Below are 23,489 nucleotides of genomic sequence, written 5' to 3'. Positions count from 1 at the left end.
GCTGCACATGAGAGATGAGCAATGAGTATGGCAACGACTTCTGCCGGTAAAATTCAGGTTCGCAATCTGAACTTCTATTACGGAAAGTTTCACGCTCTGAAGAACATTAACCTGGATATCGCGAAGAACCAGGTCACCGCCTTCATCGGACCATCAGGTTGTGGTAAATCCACCCTGCTGCGTACCTTCAACAAAATGTACTCGCTCTACCCTGAGCAGCGTGCTGAAGGTGACATTCTGCTGGATGGCGACAATATTCTGGCTTCCCATCAGGATATCGCCCTGCTGCGCGCACGCGTTGGCATGGTGTTCCAGAAGCCAACGCCGTTCCCGATGTCGATTTATGACAACATCGCGTTTGGCGTGCGTCTGTTTGAAAAGCTGTCACGTGCCGATATGGACGAGCGTGTGCAGTGGGCGCTGACCAAAGCCGCGCTGTGGAATGAAACCAAAGACAAGCTGCATCAGAGCGGTTACAGTCTCTCCGGCGGTCAGCAGCAGCGTCTGTGCATCGCACGCGGTATCGCGATTCGCCCGGAAGTGCTGTTGCTGGATGAGCCATGCTCAGCCCTCGACCCGATCTCTACCGGTCGTATTGAAGAGCTGATCACCGAGCTGAAGCAGGATTACACCGTGGTGATCGTGACGCACAACATGCAGCAGGCCGCGCGTTGTTCTGACCATACCGCTTTCATGTATCTGGGCGAGCTGATCGAATTCAGCGACACCGATACACTGTTTACCAAGCCCGCGCAGAAGCAGACCGAAGATTACATCACCGGTCGTTACGGCTGATTCAGGAGACGCACATGGACAATTTGAATCTGAACAAACACATCTCCGGTCAGTTCAACGCGGAGCTGGAACACATTCGCACCCAGGTGATGATCATGGGTGGCATGGTGGAGCAGCAGCTTACCGATGCCATTACCGCGATGCACAACCAGGATGGCGAGCTGGCACGTCGCGTCATCGACGGTGATCAGAAGGTCAACATGATGGAAGTGGAGATTGATGAAGCCTGCGTGCGCATCATCGCCAAACGTCAACCTACCGCCAGCGACTTGCGTCTGGTGATGGCAATCATCAAGACCATCTCTGAGCTGGAACGTATCGGTGACGTAGCTGAGAAAATCAGCCGCACGGCGCTGGAGAAGTTCAGCCAGCAGCACCTGCCTCTGCTGGTGAGCCTGGAGTCTCTGGGTCGCCACACCGTGCAGATGCTGCACGACGTGCTGGATGCCTTCGCGCGTATGGATCTGAATGAAGCCATTAAGATCTATCGTGAAGATAAGAAGGTCGACAAAGAGTACGAAGGCATTGTGCGTCAGCTGATGACCTACATGATGGAAGATCCACGCACCATCCCAAGTGTACTGACGGCGCTGTTCTGTGCCCGCGCTATCGAGCGTATCGGTGACCGTTGCCAGAACATCTGCGAAATTATCTTCTATTTCGTTAAAGGTCAGGATTTCCGTCACGTTGGCGGCGACAAGCTGGATGAACTGCTGTCAGGTGACGACGGCAGCAATAAACCCTCTTAATTGCCGTTTCGGCTGCCTGTTGCCACTGTGGCTGACAGGCAGCCATCTTCATTTCTGATTGGTCTCTGCGATTCCCTCTCTTTATACTTGGCGCACTTTTTTCTGCCAGGTGCTGTTAAATGTCTTCCCCAATAACGAAAAAAAACGCCGTGACGCCGGCAAAAGCGATGGTTGCTGCCATTAGTGGCTATGCGATGGACGGCTTCGATCTGTTAATTCTGGGCTTTATGTTACCGGCGATCAGCGTCTCGCTGGCGCTCGATCCCTCTCAGGCCGGTTCGCTGGTCACCTGGACGCTGATCGGCGCGGTGATCGGTGGCATTGTGTTTGGTCATCTCAGCGATCGCTATGGTCGTATCCGTATTCTTACCGTGACGATCCTGATGTTCTCAATCTTCACCGGGCTGTGCGCGGTGGCGCAGGGCTACTGGGATCTGTTGGCCTATCGCACGCTGGCGGGCGTGGGCTTAGGCGGTGAGTTTGGTATTGGCATGGCGCTGATTGCGGAAGCCTGGCCGAAGGAGAAGCGTAATCGCGCCTCGGCATGGGTCGGCATCGGCTGGCAGCTCGGTGTGCTGCTGGCGGCGTTTATTACTCCGCCGCTACTGAGTGTGATCGGCTGGCGCGGCATGTTCCTGGTGGGTTTACTGCCCGCGCTGGTGTCCTTCGTGATTCGTCGCAGTATGGGGGAGCCGGAGGGTTTCACACGCCATGTTGAGAAGACGCCACAGCTGTCATTCGCCGCGCGCATCAAATTGCTGTTTGCCGATCGCGCCACCAGCAAAGCCAGTCTCGGGATTTTCATCCTCTGCTCAGTGCAGAACTTCGGTTACTACGGTCTGATGATCTGGATGCCAAGTTACCTCTCATCCAGCTTTGGTTTTAGCCTGACCAAATCCGGCTTGTGGACGGCGGTGACCGTGGTCGGCATGACCTTTGGTATCTGGCTGTTTGGCGTATTGGCCGATCGCTTCGCGCGCTGGAAGATTTTCCTGCTGTACCAGTTTGGCGCGGTGGTGATGGTGGTGGTGTATGCGCAGCTGCGCGATCCTACTGTGATGTTGTTCACTGGTGCGATCATGGGGATGTTTGTGAATGGCATGATTGGCGGCTACGGTGCGCTGATCTCCGACACCTTCCCACCGCAGGCGCGTGCCACTGCGCAGAACGTACTGTTTAACCTCGGACGCGGTGTTGGCGGCTTTGGTCCGCTGGTGATTGGCCTGCTGGCGGCGCAAATCTCGTTTACCGCGGCGATCACGCTGCTGGCGCTGATTTACCTGCTGGATATTGTTGCCACCCTGTTCCTGCTGCCGAAGAAGCAGAGCAACGAGGATTCACTGGGCGCGATTGGCTAAGGCGTTTAGGTTACCTGGTGCGCATAAATGCGCACCCTATTAGATCTGCGAACAGATCAAAATCGCACATCGGCCTCTGTAGAGGCAGCACCAGGTTCCACCGGGCACAGAGGTAACAGATCAGACCGACCACAGAGGTAACACTTTTGGGGTCAGTCGATTTGCATCCTGCATTGCCCGGACATCGTGCGCCGGTTTCTGCAGGGGCGACATTCATGCCGCCCTGGGTTTAGACCAAATCCCAACCCCGTGCGCGCCACAGTGCGGGCAGTTGCGTCATATCATCAAAGCGCGTCACCAGCGGATGATCCAACTCCGGATTGTGCGCATCAGCGCAGTAGTAAAATACCGGAATGCCCGCCGCGATCCCCGCACGCGCACCGGCTTCTGAATCATCCACCAGAATGCACTTCTCAATCGGCACCTGCATTTGCTCCGCCGCGTGATACATCAACTCGGGATCGGGCTTCCAGTGGTTAATGTCATAACCGCTGTACAGCCGACCTTCGAGGTAGGGCAGCATGCCGGTTAAACCCAGCGAGTGCTGCATCTTCTTCACTGTCCCGTTCGAGACCACGCACATCGGCACTTTCACGCTTTCCACCAGCGCTTTGGCACCGGCAATCGGCTTCAGGTCGAGGTCAAACAGGCGGGCCACATCCGCGCGATACGCCGTTTCGAACTCGTCTAACGGCACCTCTTTCTGATGCTGCGCCAGTACATCCCGCACGATGTCATAGAGCTTTACCCCTTTGTACTGCTCAAACATCTGCTGCAAAGAGAGCTCAATACCGTATTGGGCAAAGGTGTTGACGTAGGATTGCGTACAGATCACTTCACTGTCGACCAGCGTACCGTCGCAATCGAAAAACACACATTCAACTGACATCGCACATCATCCTTTTATTAAACAACCAGCTGACACTCTAGCGCACTGAGCGCAGAAAGCGACCCCGGCAACCGTTTGCGAATAATCAGTGTTTTGCTGCGCTAAAATCTATAGGATACGCGGCGATAAATTTTTTTCCGGGACAGTTGAATGAACAATCAGGGCTTGTTGCAGCGCATCTTTAAGCTGCAGGAACACGGCACAACCGCGCGCACCGAAGTGATCGCCGGTTTCACGACTTTCCTGACGATGGTGTATATCGTCTTTGTAAACCCGCAAATTCTGGGCGCCGCAGGCATGGATACTCAGGCGGTGTTTGTCACCACCTGTCTGATAGCGGCCTTTGGTAGCATCCTGATGGGGCTGGTGGCGAACTTGCCGGTCGCGCTGGCACCGGCGATGGGGCTGAACGCCTTCTTCGCGTTTGTGGTGGTCGGCGCGATGGGTTACTCATGGCAGGTTGGTATGGGCGCGATCTTCTGGGGCGCACTGGGTCTGCTGATCCTCACGCTGCTGCGTGTGCGCTACTGGATGATTGCTAATATCCCGATGAGTCTGCGCGTCGGCATCACCGCCGGTATCGGCCTGTTTATCGCCATGATGGGCCTGAAAAACGCCGGTATCATCGTGCCGAATGCCGACACCATTGTGACGGTCGGGAACCTGACCTCGCATAGCGTACTGCTGGGGGCGCTGGGCTTCTTCATTATCGCGATTCTGGCCTCACGCAATATCCACGCGGCGGTGCTGGTATCGATTGTGGTCACTACGGCGATTGGCTTAGCCATTGGCGATGTGAAATTCAGCGGTGTGTTTGCCGCGCCGCCGGCAGTGACATCGGTGGTGGGTCAGGTCGATATTAAAGGGGCGTTCAACATCGGCATGGCGGGAGTGATCTTCTCCTTTATGCTGGTCAACCTGTTCGACTCTTCCGGCACGCTGATCGGTGTCACCGATAAGGCCGGATTGACCGATGAAAAGGGCACTTTCCCGCGTATGAAGCAGGCGCTGTATGTTGATAGCATCAGCTCGGTGACCGGTTCGCTCATCGGCACCTCTTCAGTGACGGCGTATATCGAAAGCTCTTCCGGCGTGGCGATTGGTGGCCGTACCGGCTTGATGGCGGTCATCACCGGGATTCTGTTCCTGCTGGTGATGTTCCTGTCACCCCTGGCCGCGATGGTGCCTTCTTATGCGGCTGCAGGTGCGCTGATCTATGTGGGAGTCTTGATGACGGCGTCACTGTCACGCGTGCGCTGGGACGATCTCACCGAAGCGGTCCCGGCGTTTGTCACGGCGGCGATGATGCCATTCAGCTTCTCGATCACCGAAGGTATCGCGCTGGGCTTCATCTCGTACTGTGTGATGAAGCTTGGCACAGGACGCTGGCGTGAAATCAGCCCGTGCGTGGTGATTGTTGCCCTGCTGTTTGTGCTAAAAATCGCGTTTATCGACGCGCACTAAAAACAACAGGCCGCGATTGCGGCCTGTTTTGTTAGAGATGTCCGATTTCCTGGGGTGTGGGAGTGAGGCTGGTCAGACGCAGCGAGCGCGGGCCAATATTCGGTTTGCTCATTTCAACGTCGCGCAATGGCTGCCATTGCTGTTGTGCATCAATCTCCCACAGGCATAAGCGCTCAGTGCCCGGAGAGAGCGCGCACGACCACACCAGCATCGGCTCGGCATCACAGACCGCCTGAATATCCGGAAACACGCTGGAGCGCAGACGGCCGGCAGCAGGGTGCAACTGCAGCGAACCGGCACCGTTCTCACTTTCACCGGTTAATTTGAGGATGCTCTGGCGCAGCGTCCAGATTTGCGTCACCGCTTCCATAAAATCCTGCTGCGCGTTGATCCACGCTTTCTCACCCGATGAGAGATCCTGCGTGAGCGTGTCCTGCGTCTGACGGCTGTGGGCGCGGACAATCTCCATATCCAACCCCGCACGTCCGCCTTCTTCCGCCAGCAGCACACCGACCATATTACCGGCGTACGCAATACTAAAGTCAGGGAGGTTAGGATCGGCAAAGCAAGGTCGTCCGCTGCTGGTGGTCACAAGCGGCGGGAGTTCACGAATGCCATAGACGCGCAGCATCAGCTGAGCCAGCAATTCGCGTGCGGCGAGAAAACGGCTACGGCGCTTGTCAGGGAAGCGCTCGGCGCTGTTAATCACATCCTGTGGAACCCGAAACAGCTCCGAAGAGAGCGGCGAGTTACCCATCCAACGTACAAAATGACTAGCCATCTGTCGCTCCGTGAAAATGGTCAGATAATCATCAGCGCTATTGTAGGAATTTTCTCAGTGGTTTGCATCCGGCATAACATCTAATGACCAAAAATCAGATAAGACCGAAGCGGCGGACATTCCCATTCTGCGACTTTGCATATAACGCTTTTGCTGAATTCGTTCAGATAGGGTGATGCAAAGCGTGATGTGGTGTAGGATTTGGGCAGCAAAACAGCACATCGAAGTGCGCAAACAATCCACCTCAAGTCATCGTGCTCATCGCAAACAGAGGCACGTCGGAGTTTTTTTATGTCAGTAACTTCACTTACTCGCCAGGAATCAATCTCACTTGATGAATTTCGTCATGGTATGCGCCGCTTGACCGCAGGCGTTTCTTTAGTGACCACTGAGTTTCAGGGCGAAAAGCTGGGTCTGATTGCGACCTCCGTTAGCTCACTGGCTGCCGAGCCGCCAAGCTTGCTGGTGTGTGTTAATCGTAGTGCATCCAGCCACGACGCATTTGTGAATGCTGGCCATTTCGCTGTGAACGTCTTGCGTGAACAGCATGACGATTTATGCGCGCAGTTCAGTCAGTCTGCACGTCGCGCAGAACGCTTCCAGAGCGGTGAGTGGCAAACGCTGAACACCGGTGCACCGGTGCTGGCTGATGCATTGGTGAGTTTTGACTGCCAGCTGGAGAAAGTGGTGGAGTGGAATACGCACAGCGTGCTGCTGGCGCGCATCGTTGGCATTTCACTGCCAGGTGAAGCGGCGGAGCCGATGGTCTATTTCAACAGCGGTTTTCACTCGCTGGGTTAATGTGAGTGACAGGCGTCGTGCAATGCCCGACGCCTGGAATCAATCAGGCAAATTTGCAGGCTTCATCAAAGCCGAGACGCGGTAAACGCGCATGCAGTTTGCTGGCTTCGCCGTAGCCCAGATTAATCAGTAAATTCACCTGCCATTTGCTTTCGCTAAAGAAGGCTTCATTGACTTTTGACGGGTCAAAACCGGACATCGGGCCGGCATCCAGCCCCAGCGAACGCGCCGCCAGAATTAAATATCCTGCCTGCAGGCTGCTATTGCGGAAAGCCGTCTCTTTAGCCAAATCCGGGCTGCTGGTGAACCAGCTACGCGCATCACCGTGCGGGAAGAGTTTGGGCAGCGCTTCATAGAACTCAGGATCCCACGCCACGATCACCGTTGCCGGTGCTGCCATGGTTTTGTCCACGTTGCCGGAGGAGAGCGCAGGTTTCAGCTTCTCTTTGCCTTCCTGCGAAGTGACAAACACGAACCGTCCTGGTGAACAGTTGGCTGAAGTCGGGCCGAGCGCGGTCAGGCTATAGAGTTGCTGCAGCACATCGTGAGAAATCGGTTTGTCCTGCCAGTAGCTGTGGGTGCGAGCGTCATTGAACAGCGCGTTCAGCGCCACGCTGTCGAGCGGTGTACTCATGTTTCTCTCCTGTTCAGGCAGCAACTTGCGCCTAATGTTTAGCATGAATCGTGGGTGAGGCCGATACGCTTTAGCACGGGCCAGCGATCGTTATACTGCAAAGGAGAGGGGGTGCCAAATAACAAAGACGCATGTTTCCCCCAACCAAACAGTGATGGGGGAAACAGGGTGAAGACTACTTACCAATACAGAAGCTGGAGAAAATCCTGCCGAGCAGGTCGTCGGAGGTGAACTCACCGGTGATCTCGCTCAGTGCTTGCTGCGCCAGACGCAGCTCTTCCGCCAGCAGTTCACCGGCCCATGCACCCAGCAGCTGGTTTTTACCCTGCTGTAAGTGAGTGGCTGCTAACTCTAATGCCTGCAGATGGCGTCGGCGTGCCAGGAAGCCACCTTCCATATTGCCAGAGAAGCCCATGCTCTGTTTCAGATGGTCGCGCAGTGCATCCACGCCTTCCCCCGTCCGCGCAGAGAGACGAATCAGTGAGTGATCATTCACTTCTGTCAGACCCAGCACTTCCCCGGTCATATCGGCTTTGTTACGCACCACAGTAATCGGCAGTTGTGCCGGTAAACGTGCGACAAAATCAGGCCAGATTGCGGCCGCTTCGGTGGCGTCGGTGGTGGTGCCATCCACCATAAACAGCACGCGATCGGCTTGCTCGATTTCCTGCCAGGCGCGTTCAATTCCAATTCGCTCAACTTCATCACTGGCTTCACGCAGCCCCGCAGTATCGATGATGTGCAGCGGCATGCCGTCGATATGAATATGCTCACGCAGCACGTCACGCGTGGTGCCAGCGATATCGGTGACAATCGCGGCTTCACGACCGGCGAGGGCATTCAGCAAGCTGGATTTACCGGCATTAGGACGACCAGCAATCACCACTTTCATTCCTTCGCGCAGCAGGCTGCCCTGACGCGCTTCGGCGCGCACGTTATCAAGATCGCCGATCACCGCATTAAGCTGACCTTCGATTTTGCCGTCAGACAGAAAATCGATCTCCTCATCCGGGAAGTCGATAGCGGCCTCCACGTAGATGCGCAGGTGAGTGAGTGCTTCCACGAGTGTATTGATGCGCAGGGAAAATGCGCCTTGCAGTGAATTCACGGCGGAACGCGCGGCCTGCTCTGAACTGGCGTCGATCAGGTCGGCGATCGCTTCCGCCTGCGCCAGATCGAGTTTGTCGTTGAGGAACGCACGTTCGGAGAATTCACCCGGCTGAGCGATGCGTACACCCGACAGCGCCACGATGCGTTTCAGCAGCAGATCCAGAATCACCGGGCCGCCGTGACCCTGCAGCTCCAGCACATCTTCGCCGGTGAAAGAGTGGGGGCCTGGAAACCACAGCGCAATCCCCTGATCCAGCACGCTGCCATCCGCATCGCTGAATGGCAAGTAGTCGGCATAGCGCGGTTTCGGCAATTTGCCGAGCACGGCTTGCGCGACGTCAGCGGCTTTGGCGCCGGAAATACGCAGAATGCCGACGCCGCCACGGCCGGGAGGTGTCGCCTGGGCAACGATAGTATCGCTGTGGCTCATGATTCTCTCTCTTACCCGTCATACTTCAAGCTGCAGCGGCGTTGGCTGCGCTCGAATTATTCAGGGTACAAATTTTGAAAAAAAACAGGGCGACATAAATGCCGCCCCTTGAGTATACGCTGCTGCTGTTGCAGTCAGACGTTACGCTTTCTTCTTGTCGCGGCTGTGCAGACCACGTTTTTCCAGCCCGCGATAAATCAGCTGTTGCTGGAGGATGGTCACCAGGTTACTGACGATGTAGTACAGCACCAGACCCGCAGGGAACCACAGGAAGAACACGGTAAAGATAACCGGCATGTAGGTCATGATCTTCTGCTGCATCGGATCGGTCACGGTGGTCGGTGACATCTTCTGGATGAAGAACATGGTGATACCCATGATAACCGGCAGAATGTAGTACGGATCCTGCGCGGAAAGGTCATGAATCCACAGAATGAACGGTGCATGACGCAGTTCAATCGAACCTGACAGCATGTAGTACAAGGCCAGGAAGATAGGCATCTGGATAACCAGCGGCAAGCAGCCACCCAGCGGGTTCACTTTCTCTGCTTTGTACAGCGCCATCATTTCCTGGCTCTGCTTCTGCTTGTCATCGCCCAGACGCTCACGCATTGCCTGAATCTTCGGCTGCAGCATGCGCATCTTCGCCATGGAGGTGTACTGCGCTTTGGTCAGCGGGTACATGATGCCACGAACGATGAAGGTGATAACGATAATCGAGAAGCCCCAGTTACCGATAAAGCTGTGCAGGAACTTCAGCAGCTTAAACAGTGGCTGAGAGATGAACCACAACCAACCGTAATCTACAGTCAGATCCAGGTGAGGCGCGATAGCGGCCATCTTGTCCTGGATTTCTGGCCCCAACCACAGGGTTGCGCCCAGGTCTTGCTGTGCGCCTGCTGCCACGGTCACCGGTGAAGATTTATAACCGATTGCCGCAACGCCGTTACCGAGGTTGCTGGTGTACAGGGTGTTGTTACCCTGAGTACGCGGCACCCAGGCGGTAGCGAAGTACTGCTGCAGCATCGCCACCCAACCATTGCTGGTGGTGGCGTTCAGGTTCTCGTTATCCGCGATGGTATCGAATTTGTATTTTTCGTATTTCGCTTCGCTGGTCGAGTACGCTGCGCCACGGAAGGTGTGCAGGGCAAAGTTATTGCTGCCGGTATCACGGTGCTTCGGCAGATCAATGGTCTGCTTCAACTGACCGAACATCGACACTTCCAGCGGCTGCTGCGAGGCGTTATTGATGTTGTAGTCAACGTTAACCGCGAAGTCGCCACGCTTGAACACGAAGGTTTTGGTATAAACCACACCTTTTTCATCGGTCCAGGTCAGTGGTACACGCAGCTCGGTCTGGCCATCGGCCATCTCGAAGTGATCCTGAGTGGTGGTGAACAGCGGACGAGCGCCATTGTTCGGGTTATCCGGGCCATTACGACCGGTTAAGCCACTTTGCGCCTGATAAACGAAGGCGGGGGTGGTTTCCAGCAACTGGAACGGTGCGTCTGAACCCAGTTTGTCCGGGTAAGTCAGCAGCTGTGCCTGCTCAATATCGCCACCGCGAGTATTGATGCTGAGTGACAGGACATCAGTCTTAACGGTGATCGTTTGGCCCTGACCGCTAGCCGGCACGCCGGAAGAGGCGGCATCACCCGCTGCGCTGCTTGTGTTCTGCGTGGTCTGAGTCTGCTGTGGCTGCGGAGCGTGGTCCGTCTGCCAGGCTTGCCAGATCATAAAAGACACGAACAGAAAAGCGATGAGAAAGAGATTGCGTTGCGAATCCATCGTTAATGTTCTCTGGTATCAAAGGTTTTTGGCGGCACAGGATCGTCACCACCCGGGTTCAAAGGGTGGCATTTTAATACGCGTTTTATCGTCAACCAACTACCTTTTACGACGCCGAAACGACGTAATGCCTCAATCCCATACTGCGAGCAGGTGGGATGGAACCGACAATGAGGTCCAAGTAGTGGGCTGATGGCGCGTTGATAAACGCGTATCAGGGCGATCAGGAGCCGCGAGCCAGGCGACAGTGACGACGCCATAATTTCTCCAACGCTTCCGTTAACGCACGGTTATCGAGGTCAGCAATCCCCTTTTTCGCCACGATGACAAAATCCATCGCAGGCAGCTCATGTTGGCGCAGACGAAAGCTTTCGCGGGTCAATCGCTTGATCCGGTTGCGTTCATGGGCGCGTTTCACATGCTTTTTGGCGACGGTAAGACCGATGCGGGGATGCCCCAGCGAGTTAAGGCGGCCGAGGATGGTGATTTGCGGCGTACCGGCTCTTTGTGGCTGCTGGAAGACGAAAGTGAAATGAGTGGGAGTTAACAAACGTAACTCCCTGGGAAATGCGAGCTTAACCACGAGGGTTAGCTTTATTACTTAGAAACGGTCAAACGAGCACGGCCTTTAGCACGACGACGTGCCAGAACCTGACGACCATTTTTTGTTGCCATACGAGCACGGAAACCGTGTGAACGGTTGCGCTTCAGTACGGACGGTTGAAAAGTGCGTTTCATGGCGATTTCTACCTAAACTTGAAAATTTTCACTGGGTGACGCGTTTTCGGGCCAGTAAATCGACCTACGCCTCAATGTGTCTTTAATAAAGAGGCGGGATTGTAATAATTGTACAGTCCAGAGTCAATTTACTTCGCAGTTCGCGGCACCTGGAAACCAGATACAGCCCGCTGATTCCGGGCATCAAGGCTTCACGCAATAATGCCGGGTGGGGAATTATACGGGCTATAGGGTAAAGCGCAAGGATCGCGCAGGATCTTCTTGCGATCAATTTGCAGATTTATTGCGCGGAAACGAGAGGCGACCAGAAAAATTGCCTCTTTCAGCAAGATCACCGCTCGCTTTTTCCACAGAAAGCGTAAACTCATTAGCGCTTCACTAGCCTGTGGATAAATTGGATCAAAACTGTGTAGAAAGGGAAGATCTCTGTGCCGCTTTGCGCTATGATCCGCCCTTCCGCTGACGATCCTCACTGCGATCGCCAGGGATGACTACCGCGGATAGCGGTCGCAGGCGCTTTCTGATCGCCTGTGTCAAAAAAGACAGTTTCTATTATTAGCGCCTGAAATTCTTATCGATTTTGTACGAGTGGAGTCCGCCGTGTCACTTACGCTTTGGCAACAGTGTCTTGCCCGTTTGCAGGATGAGCTTCCTGCCACCGAATTCAGCATGTGGATTCGTCCGCTGCAAGCTGAATTAAACGACAATACGCTGACCTTGTATGCACCAAATCGGTTTGTACTCGACTGGGTTCGGGATAAATATCTCAATAGTATTAATGGGCTGCTGAATGAATTCTGCGGTCCGAATGTGCCTTTGCTGCGTTTTGAAGTGGGCACGCGCCCGGCTGCGCAGGTTGCAGCCAGCCAGCCAGCCATGGCGGCTTACAGCACCCCTGCTCCTGTTGAAAACCGTCCTGCTCCGGCGCAAATCTTGCGTCCAAGCTGGGACTCAGTGCCCGCCCCGGCGGATGTCACCTACCGCTCAAATGTGAATAACCGCCATAACTTCGATAACTTCGTTGAAGGTAAATCTAACCAGCTGGCGCGCGCGGCGGCACGTCAGGTGGCGGATAATCCTGGTGGGGCTTACAACCCGCTCTTCCTTTATGGCGGAACCGGTTTAGGTAAAACTCACCTGTTACATGCAGTGGGAAATGGCATTATTGCGCGCAAGCCGAATGCCAAAGTGGTTTACATGCACTCAGAACGTTTTGTGCAGGACATGGTAAAAGCGCTGCAGAACAACGCCATTGAAGAATTTAAGCGTTATTACCGCTCCGTCGATGCACTGTTGATCGATGACATTCAGTTCTTTGCCAATAAAGAGCGCTCGCAGGAAGAGTTTTTCCATACCTTTAACGCCCTGCTGGAAGGCAATCAGCAGATCATTTTGACCTCGGATCGCTATCCTAAAGAGATCAATGGTGTTGAAGATCGCCTGAAGTCGCGCTTTGGCTGGGGATTAACCGTCGCGATCGAACCGCCTGAGCTGGAAACGCGTGTGGCGATCCTGATGAAGAAAGCGGATGAAAACGATATCCGCCTGCCGGGAGAAGTCGCCTTCTTTATTGCCAAGCGTCTGCGCTCCAATGTGCGTGAGTTGGAAGGGGCGCTGAACCGCGTCATCGCCAATGCCAACTTTACCGGCCGCGCGATCACCATCGATTTCGTGCGCGAAGCGCTGCGGGATTTGCTGGCGCTACAGGAAAAGCTGGTCACCATCGATAACATCCAGAAAACGGTGGCCGAATACTACAAGATCAAAGTCGCGGATTTACTGTCGAAGCGCCGTTCGCGCTCGGTGGCACGTCCGCGTCAGATGGCAATGGCAATGGCGAAAGAGTTGACCAACCATAGCCTGCCGGAAATTGGCGATGCGTTTGGTGGCCGCGATCATACCACCGTGCTCCATGCCTGCCGTAAAATTGAGCAGTTGCGTGAAGAGAGCCACGACATCAAAGAAGATTTCTCTAACCTCATTCGAACATTATCTTCCTGACGCATATGAAATTTATTGTAGAACGTGAGCAGTTGCTGAAACCACTGCAACAGGTTAGCGGCCCGCTTGGTGGACGCCCGACCTTACCGATCCTCGGAAATTTACTGTTGCAGGTGAGTGAAGGCGTACTGCGTCTGACCGGCACCGATTTGGAAATGGAGATGGTGGCCCGCGTTGCATTAACGCAGCCCCACGAGCCCGGTGCGACCACCGTGCCCGCGCGTAAATTCCTCGATATCTGTCGCGGTTTGCCAGAGGGGGCGGAAATTAGCCTGACGCTGGAAGGTGACAGAATGCTGGTGCGTTCTGGCCGCAGCCGTTTTTCCTTATCGACGCTGCCCGCCACTGACTTCCCTAATCTGGATGACTGGCAGAGCGAGGTGGAATTCACCTTGCCACAGGCCACGCTGAAACGTCTGATTGAAGCAACCCAGTTCTCGATGGCGCATCAGGATGTGCGTTACTACCTCAACGGCATGCTGTTTGAGACCGAAGGTGAAGAGTTGCGCACCGTCGCCACCGATGGACACCGTCTGGCGGTATGCTCCATGCCGATTGGCCAGGCGTTGCCTAACCATTCGGTGATCGTGCCACGTAAAGGTGTGATTGAATTAGTCCGTTTGCTTGATGGCGGCGAGACTCCGCTGCAGGTACAGATCGGCAGCAGCAACATTCGCGCCCACGTTGGTGACTTTATCTTTACCTCTAAGCTGGTTGATGGCCGTTTCCCGGATTATCGCCGCGTATTGCCGAAAAACCCGGACAAAGCGTTGGAAGCGGGATGCGATCTGCTGAAACAGGCGTTTGCCCGTGCAGCAATTCTCTCCAATGAGAAGTTCCGCGGTGTTCGTATCTATATCACCGAAAATCAGCTCAAGATCACCGCCAATAACCCTGAACAGGAAGAAGCGGAAGAGATGCTGGATGTGTCGTATAGCGGCACTGAACTGGAGATCGGCTTTAACGTGAGTTACGTGTTAGATGTGCTGAATGCGCTGAAATGCGAAAACGTGCGTTTGCTGCTGACCGATTCGGTTTCGAGTGTGCAAATTGAAGACGTTGCCAGCCCAGCGGCGGCATACGTCGTCATGCCAATGCGCTTGTGATCTTATAGCGGGCTAACTTACTCGCTATTTTGCCCCCGGGCAGTGCTCGTCCCTGGTCACATACTTCAGTATGCTCCCAGGGCCTGCGCGCTGGCCGTGAGCAAACTAGCTTCGCCGTTAACGCCCTCGATGGCAGGGTTAGGTGAAAACCACTTCTTAATGCGCAGCTGGATTCGTTCATGGCTTTAACCCGCCTCCTGATTAAAGATTTCCGCAACATCGAGCAGGCCGATCTCACGCTGGCACCAGGCTTTAATTTCCTCGTGGGTGCTAACGGCAGCGGTAAAACCAGCGTGCTGGAGGCTATCTACACCCTCGGACATGGCCGCGCATTTCGCAGTTTGCAGGCTGGACGCGTCATTCGTCACGATCAGGATGCGTTTGTCCTGCACGGACGAATTGAAGGCAGTGAGCGCGAATTGGCCGTGGGGCTGACCAAAAATCGCGCCGGTGATAGCAAAGTGCGCATCGACGGCAGCGACGGTCATAAAGTGGCGGAGCTGGCGCAATTGCTGCCGATGCAGTTGATCACGCCGGAAGGGTTTACTTTGCTCAACGGCGGCCCCAAATACCGTAGAGCTTATATTGATTGGGGATGCTTTCACTCCGCACCCGGTTTCTTCAATGCCTGGAATAATCTACGGCGTCTGATGAAACAGCGTAACGCCGCGCTGAGACAAGTTTCGCGTTACAGCCAAATTCGCCCGTGGGATCAGGAACTGGTGCCGCTGGCCGAACAGATTAGCCAGTGGCGAGCCGAGTACAGTGCGGCGATCTCGAAAGAGATCATCGCTACCTGCAGTCAATTTTTACCAGAGTTTGAGCTGTCGTTTTCGTTTCAGCGCGGCTGGGATAAAGAGAGCGACTTTGCCGAACTGCTGGAACGTAATTTCGAGCGCGATCGCGCGCTCACCTATACCGCCAGCGGCCCGCACAAAGCGGATTTTCGTATCCGTGCGGAAGGCACGCCGGTGGAAGATTTACTCTCACGCGGTCAATTAAAGCTGCTGATGTGTGCACTGCGTTTAGCGCAGGGTGAATATCTGACGCGCAGCAGCGGACGTCGCTGTTTGTACCTGATTGATGACTTCGCCTCGGAGCTGGACGATTCGCGTCGTCGGTTGCTTGCCGAGCGCCTGAAAGCCACGCAGGCTCAGGTATTTGTCAGTGCCATTGGTGTCGAACATGTAATCGACATGAGTGACGAAAAGGGCAAGATGTTCCGCGTGGAACAGGGTAAAATAGCGGTTCAACCTGAAGATTAAATGAGCGAGAAACGTTGATGTCGAATTCTTATGACTCCTCAAGTATCAAAGTCCTTAAAGGGCTTGATGCGGTACGCAAACGCCCGGGTATGTATATCGGTGATACCGATGACGGCACCGGTCTGCATCACATGGTATTCGAGGTCGTGGATAACGCAATCGACGAAGCGCTCGCGGGTCACTGTAGTGACATCGTCGTCACCATCCATGCGGACAATTCTGTGTCTGTTCAGGATGATGGCCGTGGTATTCCGACCGGCATTCACCCGGAAGAGGGTGTGTCTGCGGCAGAAGTGATCATGACCGTGTTACACGCCGGCGGTAAATTCGACGATAACTCGTATAAAGTGTCCGGTGGTCTGCACGGCGTGGGCGTGTCAGTGGTTAACGCCCTGTCGCAGAAGCTGGAACTGACCATTCGCCGCGAAGGTAAAGTGCATCAGCAGATTTATCAGCACGGTGTGCCGCAGGCACCGCTGGCGGTATCCGGTGATACTGAAACCACCGGTACACGCGTCCGTTTCTGGCCGAGCTACGAAACCTTCACCAATGTGGTGGAGTTCGAGTATGACATTTTGGCGAAACGCCTGCGTGAACTCTCCTTCCTGAACTCGGGTGTTTCAATCCGTCTGGAAGACAAGCGTGACGGCAAGAGTGACCACTTCCACTACGAAGGCGGCATCAAGGCGTTTGTTGAGTACCTCAACAAGAACAAAACCCCGATTCACCCAACCGTGTTCTATTTCTCTAACGAGAAAGACGGTATTGGTGTGGAAGTCGCGCTGCAGTGGAACGATGGTTTCCAGGAAAACATCTACTGCTTCACCAACAACATTCCACAGCGCGATGGCGGTACGCACCTTGCGGGCTTCCGTGCGGCAATGACGCGTACGCTGAACGCTTATATGGACAAAGAAGGCTACAGCAAAAAAGCCAAAGTCAGCGCCACCGGTGATGATGCGCGTGAAGGCCTGATTGCTGTGGTCTCGGTGAAAGTGCCGGATCCAAAGTTCTCCTCACAGACCAAAGACAAACTGGTTTCTTCTGAGGTGAAATCCGCAGTTGAGCAGCAGATGAACGAACTGCTGAGCGAATACCTGCTGGAAAACCCGTCAGACGCGAAAATCGTGGTTGGCAAAATTATCGATGCCGCGCGTGCACGTGAAGCGGCGCGCCGCGCCCGTGAAATGACCCGTCGTAAAGGCGCGCTGGACTTGGCTGGTCTGCCGGGCAAGCTGGCTGATTGCCAGGAACGTGACCCTGCGCTGTCTGAAATTTACCTTGTGGAAGGTGACTCAGCGGGCGGCTCTGCCAAGCAGGGACGTAACCGTAAGAACCAGGCGATCCTGCCGCTGAAAGGTAAAATCCTCAACGTGGAGAAAGCGCGTTTCGACAAGATGCTCTCCTCTCAGGAAGTGGCGACGCTGATCACCGCACTCGGCTGTGGTATCGGACGCGACGAATACAACCCGGACAAACTGCGTTATCACAGCATCATCATCATGACCGATGCCGACGTCGATGGCTCGCACATCCGTACGCTGCTGTTGACCTTCTTCTATCGTCAGATGCCGGAAATTGTCGAGCGTGGTCATGTGTATATTGCTCAGCCGCCACTGTACAAAGTGAAGAAAGGCAAGCAGGAACAATACATTAAAGATGACGAAGCGATGGATCAGTATCAGATCGCTATCGCACTGGATGGCGCAACACTGCACACCAACGCCAGCGCACCGGCGCTCGGCGGCCAGCCGCTGGAAAATCTGGTGGGTGATTTCAACAGCACCCAGCGCATGATCAAGCGTATGGAACGTCGCTTCCCAACGGCAATGCTGCGTGGCCTGATCTACCATCCAACCCTCAGCGATCTCAGCAATGAAGCCGCAGTTAAAGGCTGGATTGAAGGTTTAGTCGCATACCTGAGCGAGCGCGAAGCGCACGGCAGCAGCTATATGGCGCACGTACGCACCAACAGCGAACTGAACGTGTTCGAACCGGTATTGCGTGTGCGTACGCACGGCGTTGATACCGACTATCCGATGGACAGCGAGTTCATTGATGGACCGGAATACCGTAAAATCTGTGGTCTGGGCGAGCAGCTGCGCGGTCTGATTGAAGAAGATGCGTTTATCGAACGTGGCGATCGCCGTCAGCCAGTGACCAGCTTCGAGCAGGCAATTGAGTGGCTGGTGAAAGAGTCGCGCCGTGGTCTGTCAGTCCAGCGCTATAAAGGTCTGGGCGAGATGAACCCAGAGCAGCTGTGGGAAACTACCATGGATCCAGACAGCCGCCGCATGCTGCGCGTCACCATCAAAGACGCCATCGCGGCTGACCAGCTGTTCACCACGCTGATGGGCGATGCGGTTGAACCGCGCCGCGCCTTCATCGAAGAGAACGCGCTGAAAGCCGCTAACATCGATATCTGATTTGTCACATCAACCCTTCCCAATCGGGAAGGGTTTTTTATTCCCCCTATTTTGTTATCCGCCTGACAATCTTCTTTTTCCTTGAAAAACATCTGCATTCGCTTTTGTTTGCTTCCGTTTTTTCCCGAGTGCTGAGATCCGCATCACTTTCATAAACAGTTGTCTCCCTTACGCTTGCGAGCGAAACGGAGGGAAACGCATGTTTTTGGAAGAACGACGTAGCCAGATTTTGCAATGGCTGGATGAGCACGAACGGGTCACGGTTAATGGATTGGCAAGCCAGTTAGGCGTGACACGAGAAACCATTCGTACCGATCTCAGTGCACTGGCACAGCAGGGCTTAGCGCAGCGCTGCTATGGTGGAGCGATTGCGTTACGCCGCAATTTGCAGGAAAAGCTCATCAGCGAAAGCGGCAACTTTGAGGTGTTGCTACAACGCCTGCAGTCACGTAAAGGCCAGATAAAGTCATCCGGTAAGCAGGGGAAAGTCTGCATTCTTGGTGCTTTTAACGTCGATATCGTGGCGAAAGTGGCGCAGTTTCCGCAAAGTGGCGAATCACTGATGGCGTTAGGCAGCACGCTGGGGCCTGGCGGTAAAGGCGCCAATCAGGCGATGGCCGCTAGCTGTGCGGGTACGCGCGTCCATTTTGTGGCCAAAGTCGGTACCGATCAATTCAGCCAGTTTGCGTTCGATCATCTCTCCGCTTCCGACATTCACTCCTTTCGTCTCTATCAGACCGATACCGAACCCACGGGCAGCGCCATCATTTATGTCTCGCAAGAAAATGGCGAGAACATGATTGCCATCTATTCGGGTGCCAACAAAACCATTACCGACGAAGAGATTGCTGAACTCACGCATGAATTAACCGATGCGGATGTGATGCTACTGCAGTTGGAAAACAACTTTGAAGCTACCCGCAGCGCCATCCGTCTCGCACACACCATGGGCGTGCGCGTCATTATGAACCCTGCGCCATTTTCCCCTGACGTGGTGAGCTGCCTGCCGATGATTGATGTACTCACGCCGAATGAAACCGAAGCTTCGCGTCTGTCTGGCATTGAAATCCATGATGTCCCCAGCGCACGCGCGGCTGCTCAGGCCATTGTCGCACTGGGCGCGCGGAGGGTGATCATCACCATGGGATCGCGCGGTGCACTGCTGTTTGATAACCAACAATTTCACCATATTCCGGCATTTCCTGCGCTCAGCGTGGATACCACGGGCGCGGGCGATGCCTTCAACGGCGCGTTGGCGGCGGCACTCGCTCAGGGCCAAAGCTTGCTGCAAGCGGCGACCTGGGCCTCTGCTTTTGCTTCGCTCGCTGTTGAACGAGAAGGGGCAAGCAACATGCCCGATCGTCAGCAGGTGCTGACCCGACTTCAACAACGATAAACCAGATAACTAATCACAGCGGCCTTTCGCTGGCAGGAGAGATGATGAAAAAGATTGAAGGCATTGTACCGGTCATGCTGACCCCGTTTACCCCAGATAACCAGATTGATTATCCCGGCCTGGAAAAGCTAATTAGCTGGTACTTAAAAGAGGGCGTGGATGCGCTATTCGCGGTGTGCCAGTCGAGTGAGATGCAGTATCTCAGCCTTGAGGAGCGAGTAGAACTGGCTCGCTTTGTGGTACAGAAAGTAGAAGGCCGTGTGCCCGTTATCGCCTCAGGCCATATCAGTGATGATCTGGCAGAGCAAACTAAAGAGCTGCAGGCTATGGCCAATACCGGGATTGATGCTTTGGTCCTGGTGACCAACCACCTCGATCCTCAAAATCAGGGCAGCGAAGCATTCTATACCCATCTCAATCATCTGTTGGAATCGTTACCCGCAGACATGCCATTGGGGCTTTATGAGTGCCCGGCGCCATATCGTCGACTGTTGAGTGATGAAGAGTTCAGTTTCTGCGCCAATAGTGGCCGTTTTGTGGTGCTGAAAGATGTGAGCTGCGATCTGCCAACTGTTGAGCGCCGCGTCAAACTGGCTCAGGGCACGCCACTGGCCATTATCAATGCGAATGCCGCGATTGCCTGGCCGGCAATGCAAGCGGGATCCAAAGGTTTCAGCGGTGTGTTCACCAACTTCCATCCGGGCTTATATCACTGGCTTTATCATCATGGCGCACAGCAGCCGGAAAAGGCCCATGAACTGTCGCTGTTCCTGTCGCTCAGCGCTGTGACTGAAACGCTCGGCTATCCAAAAAACGCCAAGATTTATCACCAGCGACTGGGCACGTTCTCCAGTGAGCACTGCCGCGTAAACAAAGACAACGTGCTGGAAAAATTCTGGGGATTGAGCGTGCTGCTCGATCAAATCCGTGATGGCAGTGCGTTGTGGCAGCCACGTGTAGCCAAATAACACCTCTCGGGGAGGATGCTTATCCTCCCGCTGTACCTAAACCCTCTAACGATAACGACACGGGAAGACATCATGATTGTATGCGATCGACTGGACTGGACGCGCGAGCGCCACGCTTTTCATCCCATAGTTGACCAGGCTATTCGCTGGATTGCGGATACCGATTTCAGCCAGCTGGAAGCAGGGAAATACGATTTACTGCCCAACAACCAGATGTTCTGTCTGGTGCAGGAAATGGAGACCGAGCCGGCGAGTGCGCGCCGTGCGGAGTCGCACTTTAACTATGTTGATATTCAATATTTACTGGAAGGACGTGAAAATATCGGCGTGGCGCGTGCGCATCCGCAGCATGTCATTACTGAAGATTTGCGCAATGAACGAGATGTGGTGTTTTATCAGGACACCATCAATGAATCGATGATTACTTTAACGACTGGCCAATTCGCGCTGTTTTTCCCGCACGATGTGCATCGCCCATGCTGTGCCGCGCCCGAAGTACAGCGCATTCGCAAAGCAGTGATTAAAATCCATCTCGACCTGTTTACTGCACCGCAGGAGGCGTCATGAAACCTTCTGCGCATACCTTATCTGATGCGACCATTACCCAGCCGACAACCATAGGTAAACTGCGCTGGGGCATCGTCCTCCTTCTGTTGTTGGCAGCGGTGGTTAACTATCTTGATCGCGCCAACCTGAGCATTGCCAACACCACCATTGCCGCTGAATTTGGTTTCTCTCAAACGGAAATGGGCTTGTTACTTTCCGCGTTCCTCTGGCCTTATGCGCTGGCGAATTTACCCGCTGGCTGGCTGGTGGATAAGTTTGGCCCGAAGAAAATGTTTTCATGGGCGCTTGGCTTATGGTCCACGTTTACTGTGCTGGCGGCGTTTGTGAACAGCTACAGCTTCTTCTATGGCTTACGCATGATGTTAGGGATCGCCGAATCGCCGTTTTTCACTTCGGGCATTAAGATCACCCATCGCTGGTTTGGTGATAACGAGCGAGGCTTACCCACGGCGATCATCAATACCGGTTCGCAAATCGCAAATGCGATTGCCCCTCCGATTCTGACCGTACTGTTGCTGACATTCGGCTGGCGCGGCATGTTTGTCGCCATTGGCTTAATGGGGATCCCATTACTGCTGGCGTGGTGGAAGTTTTATCGTGATCCAGAAGCGCGTGAAGATGCTTTGCTGCATGCCGGGCAGCGAAGTGTCGCTGCACCAGAAGAGAAGGCACAAGCCAGTTGGGGCGCACTGTTCCGCCATAGCACCACCTGGTTTATGGTGATCGGCAACTTCTCCATCATGTTCACTATTTGGGTCTATCTCACCTGGCTGCCCGGCTATCTGGAAAAATCCCTGGGTTTCAGTCTTAAAGCCACTGGTTGGATCGCCTCTATTCCATTCTTCGCCGGCATTTTAGGCGTGCTGGTGGGCGGTATGCTGTCCGATCGATTAGTGCGTCGCGGTGTGCGGGCCATCACCGCGCGTAAAGTTCCGATTGTGACTGGCGCAGCATTGGCCGCCTGCTTCGTGGCACCGATCCCCTTCGTGGATAGTACGCCGCTGGCAATCGGCCTGCTGGCCATGGGCTACTTCTGTTCGCAGATGCCACAAGGGGCACTTTGGACGCTGGCCAGTGATATTGCACCAAAATCTCAGGTTGCCTCATTGGGTGCGATTCAGAACTTTGGTGGCTTCCTCGGCGCAGCAATGGCACCCATTGTCACGGGCATCATCCTGGATACTACCGGAAAATTTACCAACGTGTTCTTGCTGGGAGCGGGCTTGCTGATGCTGGGTGCGCTGAGCTATGGCTTGTTTGTCCGCAAGCCGCTGACCGCAAAATAGCCTGAAGTGCCGTCCGTTGCCGATTAACTGGTCAATGTGAGCTGAATCGCGCTAGCATTAAACAAACTCTGACTTAACCGAGGATGTTATGGCGATAAAATTGATTGCGATCGATATGGACGGCACGCTGCTCAACCCGCAGCACGAAGTGACGGCGGCGGTGAAATCGGCGATTGGTCGTGCGCGTGATAAAGGCGTTTCCATTGTGCTGGCGACCGGTCGTCCGTTGGTCGGCATTGAGCGCTATCTGATGGAACTCGATATGCAGCAGCCCGGCCAGTATTGCATCAGTAACAACGGTGCGCTGGTGCACAGCGCGGATAGCGGCGATGTGGTGGCAGAAAAAACGCTGAGCTTTGATGACTATCTTTATCTGGAACAGCTGGCGCGCGACCTCGGCGTGCATTTCCAGGCATTCGACAAATCTTTCCTCTACACGCCAAATAAAGACATTAGCGAATACACCATCCATGAAGCCAGCCTGACCGGCATTCCGGTTCGCTACCGCGCGGTAGAAGAGATGGACCCGGCTACTCGCTTCCCGAAACTGATGATGATCGACAAGCCACATTTGCTGGATAAAGCGATTGCTGGCCTGCCTGCGCGTGCCCGTGACAGCTACACCATCCTGAAAAGTGCGCCGTACTACCTCGAAATTCTCAATCCACTGGTCAACAAAGGCTACGGCGTGAAAATGCTGGCGGACAAACTCGGCCTGCAGCAGTCGGAAGTGATGGCGATTGGCGATCAGGAAAACGACCTGGCGATGATTGAGTACGCGGGAACCGGCGTGGCGATGGGTAATGCCATTGATTCAGTCAAAAACATTGCGCAGTTCGTGACCAAAACCAATATGGAAGATGGCGTCGCGCATGCCATTGAAGAGCTGGTGCTGTAATCCTTTCTTTTGCGGGCAGCGTGCTGCTGTCCGCCTCTC

23 protein-coding genes are annotated in these 23,489 nt (G+C 54.6%); 14 read left to right on the top strand and 9 right to left on the bottom strand.

From position 1 onward, the window contains the following. The first annotated feature begins 21 nt into the window (after positions 1-21). The 3 genes from pstB to FD744_RS20175 all read left to right on the top strand — a co-directional run bounded on the left by pstB (position 22) and on the right by FD744_RS20175 (position 2,902). A complete protein-coding gene (gene pstB / locus FD744_RS20185; protein WP_034830029.1) occupies positions 22-795 on the top strand; it encodes a phosphate ABC transporter ATP-binding protein PstB in 774 nt (257 codons plus the stop codon). 14 nt (positions 796-809) lie between these two features. After that, a complete protein-coding gene (gene phoU / locus FD744_RS20180; protein WP_038643963.1) occupies positions 810-1,544 on the top strand; it encodes a phosphate signaling complex protein PhoU in 735 nt (244 codons plus the stop codon). A 119-nt stretch (positions 1,545-1,663) separates the two neighbouring features. Next, positions 1,664-2,902, top strand: coding sequence for an MFS transporter (locus FD744_RS20175; RefSeq protein ID WP_097118423.1), 1,239 nt, complete (start codon positions 1,664-1,666; stop codon positions 2,900-2,902). Positions 2,903-3,131: 229 nt separating this feature from the next. Here FD744_RS20175 and yieH read toward each other — a convergent pair whose 3' ends face one another. Then, positions 3,132-3,791: a 6-phosphogluconate phosphatase gene (gene yieH / locus FD744_RS20170; protein ID WP_160833305.1), complete on the bottom strand. Its 660-nt coding sequence runs from the start codon at positions 3,789-3,791 to the stop codon at positions 3,132-3,134. Between the two features lie 150 nt (positions 3,792-3,941). Here yieH and FD744_RS20165 point away from each other — a divergent pair, with 150 nt between their 5' ends. Beyond that, positions 3,942-5,255 (top strand): NCS2 family permease, encoded by a 1,314-nt coding sequence (locus FD744_RS20165; protein ID WP_034830020.1) that lies wholly within the window; start codon positions 3,942-3,944, stop codon positions 5,253-5,255. Between the two features lie 31 nt (positions 5,256-5,286). On the opposite strand, the gene FD744_RS20160 is transcribed toward FD744_RS20165, so the two are convergent. Then, positions 5,287-6,036, bottom strand: coding sequence for a 4'-phosphopantetheinyl transferase superfamily protein (locus FD744_RS20160; RefSeq protein ID WP_034830018.1), 750 nt, complete (start codon positions 6,034-6,036; stop codon positions 5,287-5,289). 291 nt (positions 6,037-6,327) lie between these two features. Between FD744_RS20160 and FD744_RS20155 the strand changes: the two genes are divergently transcribed. Next, complete coding sequence (locus FD744_RS20155) at positions 6,328-6,837, top strand: flavin reductase family protein (RefSeq protein WP_034830017.1); 510 nt, start codon at positions 6,328-6,330, stop codon at positions 6,835-6,837. 43 nt (positions 6,838-6,880) lie between these two features. Here the strand turns inward: FD744_RS20155 and FD744_RS20150 are convergent, their stop codons facing one another. The 7 genes from FD744_RS20150 to FD744_RS25390 all read right to left on the bottom strand — a co-directional run bounded on the left by FD744_RS20150 (position 6,881) and on the right by FD744_RS25390 (position 11,905). Further along, entirely contained in the window at positions 6,881-7,471 is a 591-nt protein-coding gene (locus tag FD744_RS20150) for a malonic semialdehyde reductase (RefSeq protein ID WP_058961702.1), read from the bottom strand. Positions 7,472-7,646: 175 nt separating this feature from the next. Further along, entirely contained in the window at positions 7,647-9,011 is a 1,365-nt protein-coding gene (mnmE, locus tag FD744_RS20145) for a tRNA uridine-5-carboxymethylaminomethyl(34) synthesis GTPase MnmE (RefSeq protein WP_160869110.1), read from the bottom strand. 141 nt (positions 9,012-9,152) lie between these two features. Further along, the gene (yidC, locus tag FD744_RS20140) at positions 9,153-10,799 is read right to left on the bottom strand and encodes a membrane protein insertase YidC (RefSeq protein WP_038643953.1); all 1,647 of its coding nucleotides are present in this window, start codon (positions 10,797-10,799) and stop codon (positions 9,153-9,155) included. A gap of 2 nt (positions 10,800-10,801) precedes the next feature. Continuing rightward, a complete protein-coding gene (yidD, locus tag FD744_RS20135; RefSeq protein WP_007893564.1) occupies positions 10,802-11,059 on the bottom strand; it encodes a membrane protein insertion efficiency factor YidD in 258 nt (85 codons plus the stop codon). Next, complete coding sequence (rnpA, locus tag FD744_RS20130) at positions 11,023-11,382, bottom strand: ribonuclease P protein component (protein WP_034830013.1); 360 nt, start codon at positions 11,380-11,382, stop codon at positions 11,023-11,025. The genes yidD and rnpA overlap by 37 nt, the downstream gene beginning before the upstream one ends. Before the next feature lie 14 nt (positions 11,383-11,396). Further along, positions 11,397-11,537 (bottom strand): 50S ribosomal protein L34, encoded by a 141-nt coding sequence (gene rpmH, locus FD744_RS20125; RefSeq protein ID WP_000831330.1) that lies wholly within the window; start codon positions 11,535-11,537, stop codon positions 11,397-11,399. Positions 11,538-11,728: 191 nt separating this feature from the next. Next, on the bottom strand, positions 11,729-11,905 hold the full coding sequence (locus tag FD744_RS25390; RefSeq protein WP_166933364.1) for a hypothetical protein: 177 nt from the start codon (positions 11,903-11,905) through the stop codon (positions 11,729-11,731). A 232-nt stretch (positions 11,906-12,137) separates the two neighbouring features. Here FD744_RS25390 and dnaA point away from each other — a divergent pair, with 232 nt between their 5' ends. The 9 genes from dnaA to yidA all read left to right on the top strand — a co-directional run bounded on the left by dnaA (position 12,138) and on the right by yidA (position 23,450). Beyond that, positions 12,138-13,538, top strand: coding sequence for a chromosomal replication initiator protein DnaA (gene dnaA, locus FD744_RS20120; protein WP_034830012.1), 1,401 nt, complete (start codon positions 12,138-12,140; stop codon positions 13,536-13,538). A gap of 5 nt (positions 13,539-13,543) precedes the next feature. Beyond that, the gene (dnaN, locus tag FD744_RS20115) at positions 13,544-14,644 is read left to right on the top strand and encodes a DNA polymerase III subunit beta (protein ID WP_034830010.1); all 1,101 of its coding nucleotides are present in this window, start codon (positions 13,544-13,546) and stop codon (positions 14,642-14,644) included. A 179-nt stretch (positions 14,645-14,823) separates the two neighbouring features. Beyond that, positions 14,824-15,909 (top strand): DNA replication/repair protein RecF, encoded by a 1,086-nt coding sequence (recF, locus tag FD744_RS20110; RefSeq protein ID WP_034830004.1) that lies wholly within the window; start codon positions 14,824-14,826, stop codon positions 15,907-15,909. 17 nt (positions 15,910-15,926) lie between these two features. Next, positions 15,927-18,335 (top strand): DNA topoisomerase (ATP-hydrolyzing) subunit B, encoded by a 2,409-nt coding sequence (gyrB, locus tag FD744_RS20105; protein ID WP_034830003.1) that lies wholly within the window; start codon positions 15,927-15,929, stop codon positions 18,333-18,335. A 199-nt stretch (positions 18,336-18,534) separates the two neighbouring features. Continuing rightward, the gene (locus FD744_RS20100) at positions 18,535-19,731 is read left to right on the top strand and encodes a PfkB family carbohydrate kinase (RefSeq protein ID WP_160869109.1); all 1,197 of its coding nucleotides are present in this window, start codon (positions 18,535-18,537) and stop codon (positions 19,729-19,731) included. A 44-nt stretch (positions 19,732-19,775) separates the two neighbouring features. Further along, on the top strand, positions 19,776-20,699 hold the full coding sequence (locus FD744_RS20095) for a dihydrodipicolinate synthase family protein (protein ID WP_160869108.1): 924 nt from the start codon (positions 19,776-19,778) through the stop codon (positions 20,697-20,699). Positions 20,700-20,771: 72 nt separating this feature from the next. Further along, positions 20,772-21,266, top strand: a complete 495-nt coding sequence (locus tag FD744_RS20090; protein ID WP_160869107.1) for a YhcH/YjgK/YiaL family protein — start codon at positions 20,772-20,774, stop codon at positions 21,264-21,266. Then, positions 21,263-22,552: an MFS transporter gene (locus FD744_RS20085; protein ID WP_058961707.1), complete on the top strand. Its 1,290-nt coding sequence runs from the start codon at positions 21,263-21,265 to the stop codon at positions 22,550-22,552. Before FD744_RS20090 ends, FD744_RS20085 begins: the two co-directional genes overlap by 4 nt. Positions 22,553-22,640: 88 nt before the next feature. Further along, positions 22,641-23,450, top strand: coding sequence for a sugar-phosphatase (gene yidA / locus FD744_RS20080; RefSeq protein ID WP_034830000.1), 810 nt, complete (start codon positions 22,641-22,643; stop codon positions 23,448-23,450). Positions 23,451-23,489: the final 39 nt, after the last annotated feature.

This window comes from Pantoea sp. Taur, assembly GCF_009830025.1.
Lineage (GTDB): Bacteria > Pseudomonadota > Gammaproteobacteria > Enterobacterales > Enterobacteriaceae > Pantoea > Pantoea communis.
The sequence above is the reverse complement of the archived record's forward strand: the minus strand, read 5'-3'. Positions and strand labels throughout refer to the sequence as shown.

Coding starts and splice junctions, on each gene's coding strand:
- yidA (WP_034830000.1), top strand. CDS start 22,641: ATGGCGATAAAATTGATTGCGATCGATATGGACGGCACGCTGCTCAAC.
- FD744_RS20100 (WP_160869109.1), top strand. CDS start 18,535: ATGTTTTTGGAAGAACGACGTAGCCAGATTTTGCAATGGCTGGATGAG.
- FD744_RS20095 (WP_160869108.1), top strand. CDS start 19,776: ATGAAAAAGATTGAAGGCATTGTACCGGTCATGCTGACCCCGTTTACC.
- FD744_RS20155 (WP_034830017.1), top strand. CDS start 6,328: ATGTCAGTAACTTCACTTACTCGCCAGGAATCAATCTCACTTGATGAA.
- FD744_RS20085 (WP_058961707.1), top strand. CDS start 21,263: ATGAAACCTTCTGCGCATACCTTATCTGATGCGACCATTACCCAGCCG.
- gyrB (WP_034830003.1), top strand. CDS start 15,927: ATGTCGAATTCTTATGACTCCTCAAGTATCAAAGTCCTTAAAGGGCTT.
- pstB (WP_034830029.1), top strand. CDS start 22: ATGAGTATGGCAACGACTTCTGCCGGTAAAATTCAGGTTCGCAATCTG.
- dnaN (WP_034830010.1), top strand. CDS start 13,544: ATGAAATTTATTGTAGAACGTGAGCAGTTGCTGAAACCACTGCAACAG.
- rpmH (WP_000831330.1), bottom strand. CDS start 11,537: ATGAAACGCACTTTTCAACCGTCCGTACTGAAGCGCAACCGTTCACAC.
- FD744_RS20160 (WP_034830018.1), bottom strand. CDS start 6,036: ATGGCTAGTCATTTTGTACGTTGGATGGGTAACTCGCCGCTCTCTTCG.
- yidD (WP_007893564.1), bottom strand. CDS start 11,059: ATGGCGTCGTCACTGTCGCCTGGCTCGCGGCTCCTGATCGCCCTGATA.
- yieH (WP_160833305.1), bottom strand. CDS start 3,791: ATGTCAGTTGAATGTGTGTTTTTCGATTGCGACGGTACGCTGGTCGAC.
- FD744_RS20090 (WP_160869107.1), top strand. CDS start 20,772: ATGATTGTATGCGATCGACTGGACTGGACGCGCGAGCGCCACGCTTTT.
- mnmE (WP_160869110.1), bottom strand. CDS start 9,011: ATGAGCCACAGCGATACTATCGTTGCCCAGGCGACACCTCCCGGCCGT.
- FD744_RS20150 (WP_058961702.1), bottom strand. CDS start 7,471: ATGAGTACACCGCTCGACAGCGTGGCGCTGAACGCGCTGTTCAATGAC.
- FD744_RS25390 (WP_166933364.1), bottom strand. CDS start 11,905: ATGAGTTTACGCTTTCTGTGGAAAAAGCGAGCGGTGATCTTGCTGAAA.
- FD744_RS20175 (WP_097118423.1), top strand. CDS start 1,664: ATGTCTTCCCCAATAACGAAAAAAAACGCCGTGACGCCGGCAAAAGCG.
- yidC (WP_038643953.1), bottom strand. CDS start 10,799: ATGGATTCGCAACGCAATCTCTTTCTCATCGCTTTTCTGTTCGTGTCT.
- FD744_RS20165 (WP_034830020.1), top strand. CDS start 3,942: ATGAACAATCAGGGCTTGTTGCAGCGCATCTTTAAGCTGCAGGAACAC.
- phoU (WP_038643963.1), top strand. CDS start 810: ATGGACAATTTGAATCTGAACAAACACATCTCCGGTCAGTTCAACGCG.
- recF (WP_034830004.1), top strand. CDS start 14,824: ATGGCTTTAACCCGCCTCCTGATTAAAGATTTCCGCAACATCGAGCAG.